The following is a 16,425-nucleotide window of genomic DNA, read 5'->3' on the forward strand; positions in this document are numbered from 1 at the left end:
GATGTTGATCACGATGACTATACGTTTTGTGATTTCAGTCTCTAATCTGACCGGATGGCGATCACGAATTTAAGCCATAATAGCTAGGGCGTAGTGGCTAGGATGATGAGCTATGGTCTGTTTTCTCAGATCATAACCTCCGAAAACTGGCTCGTCTTGGTAGATGTGCCCTACGTATAAATATAAAAAGGATATTCACATGAAAAACGCTCTAAGCGCTGTAGCTCTAGGTACAATAGTTGCTCTGGGTTCGTTCGGTGCAAATGCTGCTATCGAAGAAGGACAACTAACAATCTGGGTAGGTGGTGACAAAGCTTATGAAGGCATGGCTGAAGTAGGTAAACGCTTCGAAGAAGATACTGGTGTTAAAGTAACCGTTGCTTTCCCTGATAAGCTAGAAGAGAAATTCCCTCAAGTAGCAGCAGCTGGCGATGGCCCAGACATGATCTTCTACGCTCATGACCGTTTTGGCGGCTATGCAGAAGCAGGGCTTCTTGTTGATATCAAACCTTCTAAAGAAACTAAAGAAGGTATCGTAGACTTCGCATGGGACGCTGTTTCATACGAAGGTAAAACAATCGCATACCCTGTAGCGGTTGAGTCAGTTTCACTAATCTACAACAAAGCACTTGTTCCTAACCCTCCTAAGTCTTGGGAAGAAATCCCAGCACTTGATGCTGAACTTAAAAAAGATGGCAAAAACGCGATCATGTGGCCTCTACGTGGCGGCGCTTACTTCACATGGCCTCTACTTGCAGCTGACGGCGGTTACGCATTCAAACAGACTGCAGAAGGTTACGACATTAAAGATGCGGGCGTAGCGACTGACGGTGTTCAGAAGTCTCTAGGTTTCATCGAGAAGATGGTACAAGACAAAGTTATCTCTGCAGACATGGATTACTCAGTTGCTGAGTCTGAATTTGTTGCGGGTAATGTTGCAATGACAATTAACGGCCCTTGGGGTTGGGAAAACATCAAGAAAGCTGGCGTAGATTACGGCGTAACAACGTTACCTAAATTCAACGGTAAAGCGTCTAAACCTTTCGTTGGTGTATGGGCGGGTGGTATCAGCACTGCTTCTCCAAACCGCGACCTAGCTGTTGAGTTCATGGAAAACTACCTACTAACTGATGAAGGTATGAAGAGCCTAAACGACGACAAGCCACTAGGTGCAGTTGCTCTTAACTCTTTCCAACGTCAACTAGACAGCGATACTCGTATTGCAGCAACAATGGACAACGCGATGAACGGTGAAATCATGCCTAACATCCCTCAGTTCACAACATTCTGGTACAGCATGGAAGAAGCGATCGGCAACGTAGTTGACGGCCGTCAATCAGTAGACCAAGCACTAAAAGCTGCTGAAGGTCGCATGACTAAGTAACAACCAAGCACTACCTTTTAAGGAGGGGGTAACCTCTCCTTACTTTTCTATTTTTTATCTATATCGCTAGCAGGTTCCTCTATGCAGTCAGTTCAAGGTACAGATGCTATCCCAGCACCATCAAGCCTTCCAGGCAGTAAAAGCGTCTTCATCAAATGGGGGTTGCTTGGTAGCGTTGGCTTAATAAACGGCTACGCTACAATTCTAATGTATTCTCGCGGTGAGCTCGCTTTTGCGCTGCTTACAGTGATCTTAACGGCTTTGGCACTTTACATTTTTGGTAGTAAGAAAACTTACGCCCACCGTTATATTTACCCAGGTATTGCCGGAATGATTTTGTTCATTCTTTTCCCATTGGCATACACCGTAGGGCTTGCGTTTACTAACTACAGCGCGAAAAACCAGCTTTCTCTTGAGCGTACTCAAACCGTTCTTTTAGACCGTTCTTTCCAAAGTGGTGAGAGCTACCCATTTACTTTGTACAAGACAGATGATGGTCACCAGATCGTCGTAAAAGATGGCGACCAACTGTTAGCGACTGACGTATTTTCTCTAGACAATATGACAGAAACAGAGATGGACTTATCTGTCATCGAGTCTGCGCAAGGTGAAAAAGAGAAGATCAAAGCGATCATCCAAAACCGAGCAGCGATCAGTGGTGTTGATTTCAATCTACCGGACGGTGGTGACATCCGCATGAGTGGCTTACGTAAGTTTGCTTCTGTTGCTCCGCTTTACACCCTTCAAGACGATGAAGAAACGTTAATCAACAATGAAACGGGTGAAGTTCTCAAGCCAAATATGGATGTGGGTTTCTACCAGCCTGTTGATGCAAACGGTGAGTTTACGGGTAATACCATCTCTCCCGGTTTCGTGGTTAGCATTGGTACACATAACTTTGAGCGTGTATGGAAAGATGATGGCATTAAAGAACCATTTATCAGCATCTTTATTTGGACGGTTATCTTCTCGGTATGTACCGTAGCGTTCACGCTAGTTATCGGTCTTGTACTGGCTAACATCGTGCAATGGGAAGAGTTGAAAGGTCGTTCTATTTATCGTGTTCTACTGATTCTGCCTTACGCCGTCCCTGCGTTTATCTCGATTCTTATCTTTAAGGGTTTATTCAACCAAAGCTTTGGTGAGATCAACATGGTGCTAGAGAATATCTTCGGCTTAAGCCCTAACTGGTTCTCAGACCCGATTCTTGCGAAAACCATGGTGTTGATGGTTAACACATGGCTCGGTTTCCCTTACATGATGATTCTATGTATGGGTCTGCTTAAAGCGATTCCTGATGATTTATACGAAGCGTCAGCAATCGATGGTGCGAACTTCTTGGATAACTTTAAGCGCATTACGTTCCCATTGATGATTAAACCGCTTACACCGCTATTGATTGCAGCGTTTGCCTTTAACTTCAACAACTTCGTAATGATTCAACTATTGACGAACGGTGGCCCGAACATGATTGGTACTTCTGAGCCAGCGGGTTACACAGACTTGCTTGTAAGCTACACATACCGAATTGCATTCGAAGGCGGCGGCGGTCAAGACTTCGGTCTAGCAAGTGCTATCGCAACGCTTATCTTCCTATTGGTTGGTGCACTAGCGTTACTAAACCTTCGTTTCACTAAACTGTCTCAAGATTAAGGAGCACGACAATGGCTATGGTACAAGGTAAAGGCCTTAAATACCGAGTGTGGGCAACACATGCAGTGTTGTGGTGCTTCTTGGCAATGATTATCTTCCCACTACTGATGATCATCGCGATCTCGTTCCGTGAAGGTAACTTCGCAACCGGTAGTTTGATTCCAGATAACCCGTCATTGGAACACTGGAAGCTAGCATTAGGTATGTCAGTGACGAACGCAGATGGCTCGGTAACGTCACCTCCGTTCCCAGTACTGACTTGGTTGTGGAACTCGATCAAAGTGGCGGGTGTTACATCGATTTTAATCGTGGCACTGTCAACGACATCGGCTTACGCATTTGCTCGTATGCGCTTCAAAGGTAAAGAAACTATCCTGAAAGCGATGATGATTTTCCAAATGTTCCCAGCAGTACTGGCTCTAGTAGCAATCTACGCGCTGTTTGACAAACTTGGTCAATACATTCCGTTCTTAGGCTTGAACACACACGGTGGTCTAATCTTCTCTTACCTAGGTGGTATTGCACTGCACGTATGGACGATTAAGGGTTACTTTGAAACGATTGATAACTCTCTGGAAGAGGCAGCAGCCCTTGATGGTGCAACGCCTTGGCAAGCATTCAGACTGGTTCTACTACCGTTGTCTGTGCCAATCCTAGCGGTTGTGTTTATCCTGTCATTTATCGCAACAGTTGGTGAAGTACCAGTAGCATCTATACTACTTACAGATGTGAACTCTTATACGCTAGCAGTAGGTATGCAGCAGTACTTATACCCTCAGAACTACCTATGGGGTGACTTTGCGGCAGCGGCTGTACTATCAGCACTTCCGATTACTATCGTGTTCTTACTTGCTCAACGTTGGTTAGTTGGCGGTTTGACGGCAGGTGGTGTAAAAGGATAAGCTGTACTCTATAAGAAAGAAAAAGAGCGACCGTTAGGTCGCTCTATATTGGCATTTTTATTACATCATTTGGTTTGGCCGCCGATCAGTAATAAAAATAACCCTCAGGTTACGCATAGCTGGCTACTAATCAGGTTCCTTACGCTATTAATGATTAGTGGTTTTTGTAACTCTAACCCAGGTATTTACTTGGGTTTTTTTATGCCCGCTACTTTTTTTTGTCTTTGTGTCTGCTTTACTCGTCAACTCTTGTACCCATCACCGTTATTGTGCTGATAAGCGCTTTAATATTAAAAGCTTCGAGTCACTTCTCTCCTACACCTTTCTTGACTCATTCCTCTTACTTGAAGGCGTGAACGAGTCTCACAAATCAGACACTCAGTATAAGGGGCTGTTGATCTATTGATATATTGCTAATAATCCAATGCGTGATACTTCAATGATTTGTATGCAACAAATGATGAAATTGCACAGAAAGTGCATATAGAAACGGGATGTGGCTGTGAGTTTTAAATGGTTATAACTCAGGGATATGAAACTACACTGGAGTTATAGTTGAGAGCTAATGATCAAAACGCCGGGATGGATGAACATAGAATGGGTAGCTACAGAATGTGGATAATGAGTTCTAGCTGCTAGAACTCTTTGCTTGAAGGTGCGCAACCTAAATGCTGCAGTAATACATAGATGCTCTCTTGATCGAGTGCGACACGACGAAACAGATCCGCAAACGTTGGGTCGCCGCCGAAGCACGTCTGGATATAGTGGTTGATTTCATTGCTGTCGTAGCCTTCGACGTACAAAGTTCTAACCCATTGATACTCAACAGCCTTCAAATTGTTCAGTGTAGATTCGCTAAGAGTGGGGCGTGTGACGCTCAAGTGTGGCTCCGGGAAATTTAAGTACATCCATTATGATTGGCGGTATTTAATCAGAGCAAAATGACGACTTTATTACAGTCAAAATAAATCAGTGAACAAGTACCGATTCATTGCCACCTTTGGCTGGGTATCACGCTCTTATTGTCTGTATTGGGTGTGCAGCGGATTTGGCTGTGTAGAGCACGAAGGTATCAAATAGATCAATGCCAAGCAGGTGCTTGGCATTGTAATAGGGTTTGCAGGGGAGGAGCTGGTGGACCTTACTTAAGGTACTTCACGTGAGCTTCCATCTCTTCACCAATCTGTTTTCGCATGTTCATTAGGCGAATAGCCGAATCTCGTAATTCGATGTCTTCTGGCGTCTCTGGTATCCACTCTGGCACTTTAGTCGGGTTACCATTCTCATCGACAGCGACCATAATAACGATACAGTGAGTTGTTAGGCGGTTATTGAGCTCTTTAGGGTCGCTGGCTTGCACGTCGATAGCGATATGCATTGAAGATGAACCTGTATAGATGACCTTTGCACTTACTTCCACAAGGTTGCCTACGTGAATTGGAGCAACGAATCGAATTCCGCCTGCATAAGCTGTTATACAGTATTTACCGCTCCACCCTGCGGAACAAGCGTAGGCTGCTAAATCGATCCACTTCATTGCTGCCCCACCATGAACTTTACCACCAAAGTTCACATCCCCGGGTTCAGCTAAAAAACGCAGAGTAACGTCTCGTTTGCCATCTTGTCGGCTATTGCTACTGCTCATCTATCTTCCTTCATTATTATTTTGCTGCATAACATGCTTGTTACTTACTAATAACAATATACTTAAGATGACATAAGTTAAAGCGGATAATCTCACGGTTAAGACAATTTTTTTCAAACAGATGATCAGTTGATGAATATCGGTGTTTAAAGGTGTATGAGGCGAATGGCAAACATGGATGAAGTCATAGCAAGCAAAAGATTAGAAATACTGATTAAGTCACTAGATAGGTCGATTACAAAAAAAAACACCTAGCGCAATGCTAGGTGTTTCTAAGCCGTGTGGTACTCATGTCGGTACCTTTTTTGTGTTAGCCAACTAACCGCTGTTGATTTGGTTTAGTTAAAGTGACTGTATCTTAGTTACTACTAAAGTGGTAGCTATTATTGTTTTCTTATCAGCTCACTTTTACTGTTTTACAAAGTATAGATCCTTCGCGTAGATATTTCCTTTCGGATTATTGTTTGGGAAGCCCTTTAGTGTATTTCGCACTAATCGTGTGTGGTTGTAATGATATAAAGGCATAACTGCTGCAGAATCGTTGAGTAACGACTCAGCATGCTGATATAAAGCAAAGCGTTTAGACTGATCTTCCGTTTTACTCGCTTGCTGTAAGAGCTCATCATAATCTGGATTACAGTAGCCACTCTCATTTGCTGTGTGGTCACAAGTGAAGGCTTCTAACAGTGCAGAAGGCTCTGGATAGTCACCAAATGCCCATGAGCGAGCCAGCTGATAGTCGCCACTCCCTTTCGCTGCAACATAGGCTTTCCATTCCATGTTCTCCAACTCAATTTTTACGCCAAGTGGCTTCCACATCGATGCAATCGCGATCGCTATCTTTTTATGATTCTCACTGGTGTTGTACGTAAGGGTAAACTTGAGAGGCTTGTTTTCGTTGTATCCCGCTTCTTCAAGTAGAGCTTTGGCTTTGGTTAAACGCTGCTCGCTGTCTAGAGAATTGAATTCGGATAAAGGCGCTGTGTAGTCAGGAATATTATTCGGCGTCACGCTGTATGCTTCTGGCTCACCTTGACCTGTAACTTTCTCGACCAGAATCTCACGATTGACGGCCATGCTCAGTGCTTGGCGTACTCTGACGTCATCAAACGGCGCTTGACGTGTATTGAATGAATAGACGTAAGAGCCTAGTAGAGCTTGCGCTTTGATCTGCTCAGGGCTTTCTTGGATTAATTTCTGGTAGTACTCAAGCTGAACGCGATTGGTCATATCAATTTCACCCGCTTGATAACGGATAAGCTCAGCATTTTGAGATGATAAGCCCAAATAGGTCACCTTGTTGATGATTGTCGATGTGTTATCCCAATAATTTGGATTCCTCTCGACTTCAACGTATTCGTTGGGCACCCATTTACTCAAAGTGTAAGCACCGTTGGTCGCGATATTTTCTGCGCGAGTCCATTGGTCGCCTTTCTCTTGAACCAACTCAGCAGGTAAAGGGAAAAAGGTCTTGATGCTCATTAAACTCATAAAGTAGGGCGTAGGTTTTGAAAGTGAAATCTCAACCGTGCGCTCATCTAATGCTTTGATGCCAAGCTTAGAGGGATCTCTATCTCCTGATAGAATCTCGCTAGCGTTCACTATGTTAGCCGTAGAAAAAACAAAACCCGTGTTATTACCTGTTTTCGGAGACACTGCGCGCTGCCAACCAAACACAAAATCAGACGCTGTGACTGGATCGCCATTCGACCATTTGAGGTTCTCTTTCAATACAAACGTCACGGTTTTGCCGTCTTTGCTGATAGACCACTCTTTGGCTTGCCCTGGGATGATTTGCCCGTCACTGTTCTCAATCACAAAGCCTTCAAACATATCATTGACGATGATGTCACCGGGCATGCCTGAATTTACGAAGCTAGGATCTAGTGTGTTGGGCTCTGCACCGTTGCCGCGTACAAAATGTTGTTCCTCAGTTAATAGTTCTTCAGCTAATGGTGCATTAGTATTAGCAGGAGCAGGAGCAGGAGCAGTGGCAGCAAAGCTTGAAACAGATGACAAAGCAAGTAGAGACGAGATGATCACAGGGATCGGTGGTTGAGTCATTGTACTTCCTTTTACAACTTAAACAGTACGTAATTCATTAAACCTGAGTCGGTAACATGTTGCAACCACAATGAACGCGTATTAAAAGCATTTAAAAGGCTTGTGAATAAAATAACAGTGCCTACTTCGGAGTAGGCACAGTAAGAAAAGTGAGTTTGAATATTTGCCCTAAAGTGAGCGTTGGATGATGCGTTTAGCTTTGTTGAGGGAGAGGAGCCTCAAGCCTTGGTTTTCTTTTAATTTGAGCAAGGATGACACCTGAAATCACCATCACACCGCCAATGATGTGGAACTGGTTAATTTCTTCGCCAAGCCATGTCGCAGCTAATACGATCGCAACAACTGGAAGCAAGTTCATGAACATCGCGCTTGAGTCAGCACCAATGGTGTCAATCGCTTTCACCCACATCCAAGGTGCTAAAATCGAAGCGGCAACTGCGGCGTAAGCAATCAATGGGATCGCTTGTTGCGGTGGTAAAAGTTGTTCGCTGGTAAGCCAAAGTGGCGTAAGCATCGCGACAGCAAACAGACCCTGAATGTAAATCACCACCCAGCTACTGATTGGCATTTTCCAGCGTTTCAAGAGCACACAGTAAGAAGCATAAACAAAGGCCGCAATCAGCATATAGCCATCGCCTTGGGTCAATTCTTGATGGATGAAGAACAAAGGATCGCCTTTACCTAACATCAGAGCTAAGCCTGACAGTGACAACACACCACCCACAATACTCAAACTAGAAATGGACTTATGCAACAAAGGAACGCTCAGAAATACACTGATCAACGGGACTAAAGACGTGATCAATGCCATGTTTGAAGCGGTTGTGGTTAAGCCTGCGTAGTAACCTAGAGATTGGTTCAACACCATGCCCAAAAAGCCGAGGAACGCTAATTTCGATAGGTTTGGCTTAATGACAGCCCACTGCTTCATCACCGGGCGAATACAGAAAGGCGTGAGAATTAACATCGCAAAAAACCAGCGGTAAAAACTCATCGCGCTAGGTTCTATGGTGCTTGCAGCAAGCTTGTTGACGATTGCATTGGCGCCCCAGATACAGACTGTAAAAAATGGTAAGAGATAATGCATGTGAATTCCGTCGCAAATGAGTTGATGCGGCTAGTTTGACAGGTCGTTATACTTACAAGTATCTTTAGAAAGACATCAGGCGCGATAGGAAGACAAGTTTGAAAAAACAGTCCAGAAACCTTCATCCATCCTTATCAATTGATAAGGCACCATCCAACGTATTTATGAATTTTGAAGCGTTTCTTTCGAACACTGAAACTCGAGTTCATAGCCACTCATGGGGACAGGTCCAGTTGATCAGTGGCGGTATATTAGAGATGGAAGCGGAAAGCACCCGATTTCTAGCGCCACCACATTTGGCGATTTGGGTACCGGCCGGGGTGATGCATTGTAGTTATAACCGTAAGCCTTTGGACTACTGTTCGCTAAATATCGCCCCAGAGCTAACGCAACATCTGCCAGAAAAAACCAGTCTTATAAAGATCACGCCGATTGTGTCTTCTATCATCGATGACTTTCGCGAGCGTGGAATAAATGTTGCGGAAACAGAACAAGATCAAAGGCTTGTCCAGGTACTGCTTGACCAACTTGCGCAACGTGAGGTTGAACACCACTTTTTACCTTCGACCGACAATAAGTACCTAGCGCCTATATTGGCTTCTGTTGAAGAAAACCCAACCGATGAAGTGACGCTGAAAGATTGGGCTGAACGTGTCCATACCACAGAGAGAACTCTGTCCCGCCACTGCCAGACTGAGCTTGGAATGAGCTTTACAGAATGGCGATTGCGTGTCCGTTATCTGTACTCGATGGACTTGTTAAGAAACGGCCAATCGGTTAAAGAAGTCGCTCTAACATTGGGTTACAACCAAGCAAGCCCATTTATCACCATGTTCAAACGTTACGCGAACCAAACGCCAGAACAGTACAAGAACCGTTTGTTGTGATTGGTTTCTTTTGCCAAACGTGTCAATAATCGGCTACTTCTCTTTTTATATTTAAGTTTTTGTTATTAATAGATTAAATTAGGTCTCGGTAGCGGATATACACGTCTATTTCTTCAATGGTTTGAATTTGGTTATATAGGCATTTAGTTTTTTTTTCGTATTTGAGTGATTATTTATATAATCACTTGCTCAAAATTCCGAGGAAAAATTTGAAGTTTATTATCCCAACCATATTAGTATTAGTTGTAACACTTTCAGCATGCGGTGGTGGTAGCGATAGCGCTGCGCCACCACCTCAAAAGACTAAAACCGTAGTGCCTCAAATGTCCATAACCCCGGCATTAGGCAGTGTAGCTGATCCAAAAGATGATGTTGCAAAAATCCTTTATAGTAGCCCTGTAATGTATTCAGCTAATGCTATAGGCAGTACCGATATCAAAGAATGTATTAAGGCTCTGAACCTATTTAATATTTACAGTATTGGTTGGGATGATGAGTTCAATAAAGGGTTATCTGCTAAGCAAGAAAAAGATCTCAAAGGTTTCTATGGTGTTTATGGTGCAAACGGGATTGTAGATTACTCAGCTGGTACCACCGAAGCTATCGAAGCAAAAGATTGGATCAGCTACTTCTACTACGATGCAAACTTTCAAGATTGCGAAGCGCGTCGTTACAAGTCCTATGCCAAAGTAAATAAAGTAGGACAAGACATTACCGAGCTTAGTTACAAGTACAGTGTTGATGCCGATGCGACTACAAATACACCTCAACAAAATATAAGTAACTATACGGCTTGGCAAAGTGACGCTGCGAAAAACACAGTGGTTGGTTTAGTGACCAACATTACAACAGGTAGCATTCAACATAAGCAGCAACTGAAAAGCTTCACATCCGACAGTGGGCGTTCTGTTGATAACGTCAGTTTCAGCAAGATGTTTAGAAATAGCTATTTTTTAGAGTCTTATAATAATGGCGAAGTCGAATATCAAGTGGTTGGCGGTAAGGTGATTGATAGATATGCAAAACCAAACCTGTCAGATCCAGAAACCTACTATGCCGTTAACTTAATTTCGGCGTATTTCCCAGGTATTGGCACCAGAATCAACTGGTGTGTTCGAGGGAGCCAGTTCGTATCAAATAAAGAGACGCCAATCAGCGAAGCGCAATACAACAGTATTATTGAAAAGGGTGATTTAGGTGCAGCTTATTGCGACCCATTTGATACGAACATCAGCCAAGTTCGTTATTACGATACGAAAGGAAGTAAAGTCTCAGACAGTTCTGCAATTGCACTTGAATTAAATAACAAGTTGGCACAAGGCACTATTGTTAAAGACAAGTTGGATCAACGAGTAGCCAATAAGAAGTTGTACTTAGGAAAAACACACAGTGAATATTTCCAAGAGTCCTCTTTGGCGAATCAAGTCGATCAAATCAAAGCCGATTTAACAAAATAGATTTGCTACCGGAGCTTAAGCTCTTATCTGATTAAAGAAACCATAGCCGAACGCAGAAGCCTAACTGTGCTCGGCTACTTTTCGTACCATCCATTTCTTTTTATAAATGAACCGCTCGCATATGAGGTTGGTTTGTATCATGCCTTTGGCTTAATACCCAGTTAACTCCATATAGCCAGATCCAGAATGAGAACCTTTAATCACGATTGGCCCCTCCCAATAGGGAACCGATAGTGGCATTTTCGCATTTGGATTAAGCGCCGAAACAGTCAGTTTAATTTGTTGCGTCGGAATCGAAATTTGCCCCTCTGTTGGGTAGTCACGTCCATCGATTTCCGTTTGCTTGATGGCGGTTAAGTTGATGTCTTGCTGTGAAATCGCGATGCCGGAGCCATCTTGATTCATCAACCTCGCATGGGAGTAACTGGCTTTGCCTGTTGTTGAGTTGCGAAGTTGAAACACCACCAAGCTGGTTTCATCACTCAGCCTTAGCGCAAACCAATCCCAACCTTGTTGCGAGTCGAGTAAAAATTGCGAGCTCCATTCTCTGTCTATCCAACCTGTACCGGAAACCTGATGGGTGACTCCATCAATGGTTACCTCGCCTGATACATCGATGAATGGTTGGCTGTAGTAGTAGGAAGCCACTTTGCCATCGCTACTTTTAGTGCTGTAGCCTTGTTCGCCTTGCTTTTGATAAGGCGCGTTGTTGGTTAACTTAAGCGAGTATCCAAATTGATCCGAGTTAGCGACTAATGTCGCTGGGAACAGGTCATCGGTCGTCGACGTCCATTGCCAATCATCGAGATAAACACGAAACGGCGAACTGCCTACACCTGCTAGTTCAGCTTGATCGCGAGACCACTTTTCATCGGCGTAGTGCTTGTCTTTAGTGGTGACAGCACTGTGCGCCATGTAGATTTGCTGGCTTTGCCACGTGGTTTTCTTAGCGCCATTGCCACTTTCTTGTGGTGCAGCCGCGAAGCGGAACTGTGTCCACTGCACGCCTAAAGTGTTGCCGTCTTCATCAATTAAGTTTGCGGTTAAGTACCACCATTCATGACGAAAATCTGGGTGTGCTTGATGGTCGGCAGGGAAGGTGATGTCGATACCTTTTACTACCGGCGTGAATTGCTCAGCCTCTTTTTGTGTTTCATCGTCGGTTTGTGTTTCTGCGCCAAGTATCGAACCCATATTTTGAGCTGATGGTTGAGTGGACTCCTCACACCCTAAAAGGAACAAGATGCCTAGTGTGAGAACGAAAACTCTTATTGCTCGATTCATCACAACACCTCGCTCTGTAAACTGGATACAACGGGTTTGCTGACCAAACGCCACAGTGGAATCAAGGTCGCAAACACAGCCACTAAAATGGTGATGGCTGCGATGCTGAATGCGTCACTCCAATTCCATACATAATTTAAACTCCAACCAAAGGCGCGCAGGGTAACGATGTCCGTCAACACATAACCGACCATAGCGCCGAGTGGTAAGGCGATAACCAGAGTGAAGGCGACCAGAACAACGATTTGCCCGACCACCATCGTCATCAATTTTTTCCGACTAACACCGAGCGCATACAGCCTTGCAATGGCGGCTTTGCGTGCATCGAGCAACATGAAACAGGCGCAGAACAACCCTATCACCGCCACCATTAATGTGACGCCATTAAGCGCCCGAGTGATGGCAAAAGTTTGTGAGAAGATATCCAAAGCGATCGATTTGATCTGTGCTTGATCGTAAAGCTGACTTGGGTGCAGATTGAGTTGTTGGCGTAGCTGTTCGTACACCACTTGTGGGTCGCCAGAAACTTTGATTCCCAAGCTGGTGGGTAAGTCAGTAAATCCGTTTTCGAGCCATAAATTAGGTGCAAGTAACACTTCCCCATTGGGTGAGCCGTAATCGTGGAAAATGGCCCCTACGATGAGTGTTTTGTCTTGGATCGCGTCGAGCTTGAGTTGGTTTCCAAGGGACAAGCCGAGCTTCACCGCAGTGGGTTCGCTGATCGCCACTAATTCACCTTGGTAAAAGCGCGTCCAGAAGTCATCAAGATAGGATTGGAACACCATGGTTTGCTCTAATGTGTCCTTGTCTTTAGTGCCGAGCAAAGTCGGTAAGCCCTGTAAGTTATCATCGACGTAGTATTGCTTATAAACGGCTTCAACATTTTCAAACTGCTCTAACGAGCGCTCCACATTTGCGATTTCACCTTGGGCAGGGCTAACGTAAATATCGGCATGTAAGCGCTGTTCAAGCCATTGCTTTAACGTGAATTCAAAGCTGCCGACTAAAGTATTCATCCCTATATTGGCGGTGACGGCGAGAAGCAACGCCATCATGGCAAGGGAAAGAGGGGAGATCAGTTCTCGCAGCTCAGCAAACAGATATTGTATTAACCCCGATTGGGTGCGTTTTTCGCTCCAGTTCGCTAGCACGCTGAGTGTTTTGGGCAAATACAAAGGAATCGACACCACTAACACACCGAGCCATGCCATGGTGAAGCGATGATGTTCGCTCAGCCATAACCCTGCTAACGCGACAATGGTTAATACTGACCCTATAACAAACAGCTGATTTTCGTTAGACGCTTCCGGCGCTTGATAGAAACCGCCATGAGAAGAGAGTGGTTGTCGCACTCGCAGTTTAAAATGCTGCCAACACGCGACAAGCGTTGAGGCCAGCGTGAGCAGCAGTGCCTGCATTAACCATTGCCACTGCCATGTGCCGGGAAGCAGTGTTGCACCATAAAGTTGCTCAAGCGTTATCGCGACGGTTGGGTGTAGCCAATGGCTGAGTTGAATGCCGAAAATGAAACTAAGCGACGCGCCCAGTGTGACTAAAACCGTGAGCTCGACTAACAGAGCTGAAAACACGATGCTTGGAGCTATGCCGGCTTGTTGAATTTGCACCAACAGCCGATTACGTTTCAGTAAACTGTACTTCACTCCGTTGTAAGCGATGAACAGGCCAACCAAAAACGCCAACAAGCTCATGGCGGTGAGGTTAAGGTGAAAGCTATCGGTAATTGAACCGAGATCCGTACTTTGGTTGTTGGATATCCATTGTCCTTGCTCGCCAATCAGGCCCTGCCATTTATCCTGAGTATTGCTGTTCGTGTCGCTCTTAGTGTCAAAAATAGCGATATAGCTCAGTTGTCCTTGCTTGTTAAGCAGCTGCTGAGCGAATCCAATGTCCATCAACATTCTGCTACCCAGTTGCCATTCATCTGGCAATACCACGACTTTGGTGAGCACTTCATCCAAAGTGAGTGTTTCGACTTCGTCTAGGCTTTGGTGTTGCGATTGACTCATCATCACAATGGGTTCACCCGATAAGAGTTGCGGCAAAGGTAAGGCATTGTCGAACAGGGAAATGTTTGGCTCTTTGGTTTGAGTATTGCTTTTTTCGTCGATGCGAGAGTGGCGAGCTCTTGAAGTGAGGGCGGCGATTAGCTCACTGCCTTGAACTGACCAGCGTCGGCCTTGTTCGTCTCTTACTCGTCCTTCAATCACGGGCAGCGCTGTGCTTAATCCACTTTGTCTTAAGCTGAAGTAGAGCGATTCCGGCAAATAGTTTTGCCCTGCTGGTGGAATGATAAGGTTTTGAGCTTGGGCGCTAAGTTGCTCGGTCGATTCTGCATAACTGCGTTTGGCATTGAGGTTGATGGCTTGCACTGCGACAAACAAGGTGACCGCAAGTACAATGCCGATCAGAATCGCTGCCGCTTGCAGTGGCGATTGACGATAGTGTGCCGCGAATAAATTTAGAGTCAGTCTGGTATGGGTGAGCTGGCTATGAGCGAAGCCAGTTTGCTTCATTGAATGACTCACAACGCTGCTGCTCTTGGGGTTAGATCTGCGTTCCTTAAACAACCATCATCTAATACCAATTTTGTCTGCATAAAGCTGGCGCATTCCGGGCTGTGCGTAACCAAAAGCACGGCAGTGTTGCCTTGTGTAGTGATTTCACTCAGCAGCTTCATTACCTCAATGCCTGCTTTGTGGTCGAGGTTGCCTGTGGGTTCGTCGGCAAGCAGTAGCTTAGGTTTATGGGCTAACGCGCGCGCAATAGCGACTCGTTGTTGCTGACCGCCAGAGAGTGCGGATACGTGTCTTCCGAGTAGCTCGCTGATGCCCAATGCGTCAACTAAGTAATCGCACCAGTCGCTCCACTTCTGTTGATTTAAATGAAGAGGGAAGGCGATGTTTTGTTTTACGTTGAGTGGGGTCAATAAGTTGAACTGTTGAAAGATCACGCCCAATTTTTGATGGCGGAATCGGCTCCACTGTGGATCTTTCCAATTTGATGTATTCTCGCTATCGAGCCACAACTCGCCACCAGATAGAGGTGCAAACCCCGCAATGATGTTAAGCAGAGTACTCTTTCCACTGCCACTCGCCCCTGTCAAAGCCACGCTTGCCCCTGTCGCCAAAGCGAAGTCGACATTGTCCAACACGCTATGAGTGTCTTTACCATCAACAAAGCTTTTGCTGGCATGTGTGAGTGTGACAATTGGGCTTTCCATTTCCTTTCCTCATAACCAAAACTAACCATCAAAAGGTGTCGTTACTTGTGGCAATTACCGAATCGACAAGCTCTATAAAACTGTAGACAATAATTTAAAACATTAGAGCGATTTATATCGAATTATTAATAACTTGTACTTCGAAAAGAGGGAAATAGATCAGTGTGGGGAGGGATAAGGATGTTAGTGGGAGTTTTGAGCCACCTCGGAGGCTTTTAGATTTTTCGTCAGATGGTTGGTGATCTCGTTTAAGTGAAATAAATCATGGCTCAAATTATTAAACGTTGTATTTATGAAAGTGGTGAGGGTTGGTGCTGTTTTGCTAGCTTGTTTCTGCCCCATTACTATTTAGTGCTTCTATTCATTCACATCCTGTTCATAGGGTTTGCCCTACCAAAAGTTATCCGAATGTAGATCGTGAGAGTATACGCCTCAAATCAAATTGATTTTAGTTATCTTGCATAGGCAAACCGGCTAATCGCGATGATGACCAATACACAGATTCAAGTTGAGTATTAGTTAACACTCCCCCTCATAAAAAGCCCAACGACCTCTTTAGATAATCGATTGATGGGGGAATATTCTTTGTCGCTGAACATCCAGTGGCACTTGTAACGATCACATTTAATGACTCCCCTCCCACAATTAAGAAAAGATTGAAGATGTAAACGACCAATCTGACACTTACAAAGAATGTAAATCATCATCAAACCTTTAAAGGTTAGAGTAATAACTCTATTGAGAGAGCTTAGTGCCAAATGTTAGATTGATGTTACGCGCTAGTTAACTCGCAATGCTGGCAAATAAAATAAAATAAAATA

Annotated in this window: 12 protein-coding genes; 5 read left to right on the plus strand and 7 right to left on the minus strand. The window is 44.6% G+C overall.

Annotated features, from left to right (window positions below; genetic code table 11):
• Positions 1-199 precede the first annotated feature (199 nt).
• The 3 genes from malE to malG all read left to right on the plus strand — a co-directional run bounded on the left by malE (position 200) and on the right by malG (position 3,939).
• The gene (malE, locus tag BCV39_RS16100) at positions 200-1,384 is read left to right on the plus strand and encodes a maltose/maltodextrin ABC transporter substrate-binding protein MalE (protein WP_102432319.1); all 1,185 of its coding nucleotides are present in this window, start codon (positions 200-202) and stop codon (positions 1,382-1,384) included.
• Between the two features lie 81 nt (positions 1,385-1,465).
• A complete protein-coding gene (malF, locus tag BCV39_RS16105) occupies positions 1,466-3,037 on the plus strand; it encodes a maltose ABC transporter permease MalF (RefSeq protein WP_017060049.1) in 1,572 nt (523 codons plus the stop codon).
• An 11-nt stretch (positions 3,038-3,048) separates the two neighbouring features.
• Positions 3,049-3,939, plus strand: coding sequence for a maltose ABC transporter permease MalG (gene malG / locus BCV39_RS16110; protein WP_019822930.1), 891 nt, complete (start codon positions 3,049-3,051; stop codon positions 3,937-3,939).
• A 635-nt stretch (positions 3,940-4,574) separates the two neighbouring features.
• On the opposite strand, the gene BCV39_RS16115 is transcribed toward malG, so the two are convergent.
• From BCV39_RS16115 to BCV39_RS16130, 4 genes are all read right to left on the minus strand, one after another.
• Positions 4,575-4,820, minus strand: coding sequence for a hypothetical protein (locus BCV39_RS16115; protein ID WP_026084480.1), 246 nt, complete (start codon positions 4,818-4,820; stop codon positions 4,575-4,577).
• A 260-nt stretch (positions 4,821-5,080) separates the two neighbouring features.
• The gene (locus tag BCV39_RS16120) at positions 5,081-5,584 is read right to left on the minus strand and encodes an acyl-CoA thioesterase (RefSeq protein ID WP_019822926.1); all 504 of its coding nucleotides are present in this window, start codon (positions 5,582-5,584) and stop codon (positions 5,081-5,083) included.
• A gap of 408 nt (positions 5,585-5,992) precedes the next feature.
• Positions 5,993-7,648, minus strand: a complete 1,656-nt coding sequence (locus BCV39_RS16125) for a peptide ABC transporter substrate-binding protein (RefSeq protein WP_102432320.1) — start codon at positions 7,646-7,648, stop codon at positions 5,993-5,995.
• A gap of 193 nt (positions 7,649-7,841) precedes the next feature.
• Positions 7,842-8,735 carry a DMT family transporter gene (locus BCV39_RS16130; protein ID WP_048661046.1) on the minus strand — a complete coding sequence of 298 codons (894 nt, stop codon included), beginning with the start codon at positions 8,733-8,735 and terminating at the stop codon, positions 7,842-7,844.
• Between the two features lie 98 nt (positions 8,736-8,833).
• Between BCV39_RS16130 and BCV39_RS16135 the strand changes: the two genes are divergently transcribed.
• Together BCV39_RS16135 and BCV39_RS16140 are read left to right on the plus strand one after the other, a co-directional pair.
• A complete protein-coding gene (locus BCV39_RS16135) occupies positions 8,834-9,622 on the plus strand; it encodes a helix-turn-helix transcriptional regulator (RefSeq protein WP_048661047.1) in 789 nt (262 codons plus the stop codon).
• A gap of 209 nt (positions 9,623-9,831) precedes the next feature.
• Positions 9,832-11,079, plus strand: a complete 1,248-nt coding sequence (locus BCV39_RS16140; protein ID WP_102432321.1) for a hypothetical protein — start codon at positions 9,832-9,834, stop codon at positions 11,077-11,079.
• Between the two features lie 150 nt (positions 11,080-11,229).
• On the opposite strand, the gene BCV39_RS16145 is transcribed toward BCV39_RS16140, so the two are convergent.
• From BCV39_RS16145 to BCV39_RS16155, 3 genes are read right to left on the minus strand one after another with little or no spacing between them, the layout of a single operon-like run.
• Positions 11,230-12,363 carry a lipocalin-like domain-containing protein gene (locus tag BCV39_RS16145; protein WP_102432322.1) on the minus strand — a complete coding sequence of 378 codons (1,134 nt, stop codon included), beginning with the start codon at positions 12,361-12,363 and terminating at the stop codon, positions 11,230-11,232.
• Positions 12,363-14,897, minus strand: coding sequence for an ABC transporter permease (locus BCV39_RS16150; RefSeq protein WP_102432323.1), 2,535 nt, complete (start codon positions 14,895-14,897; stop codon positions 12,363-12,365). Before BCV39_RS16150 ends, BCV39_RS16145 begins: the two co-directional genes overlap by 1 nt.
• Positions 14,898-14,905: 8 nt before the next feature.
• Positions 14,906-15,604 carry an ABC transporter ATP-binding protein gene (locus tag BCV39_RS16155; RefSeq protein ID WP_102432324.1) on the minus strand — a complete coding sequence of 233 codons (699 nt, stop codon included), beginning with the start codon at positions 15,602-15,604 and terminating at the stop codon, positions 14,906-14,908.
• Positions 15,605-16,425: the final 821 nt, after the last annotated feature.

Origin of the sequence: Vibrio sp. 10N.286.55.E10 (genome assembly GCF_002872555.1) — a bacterium.
GTDB lineage: Bacteria > Pseudomonadota > Gammaproteobacteria > Enterobacterales > Vibrionaceae > Vibrio > Vibrio crassostreae.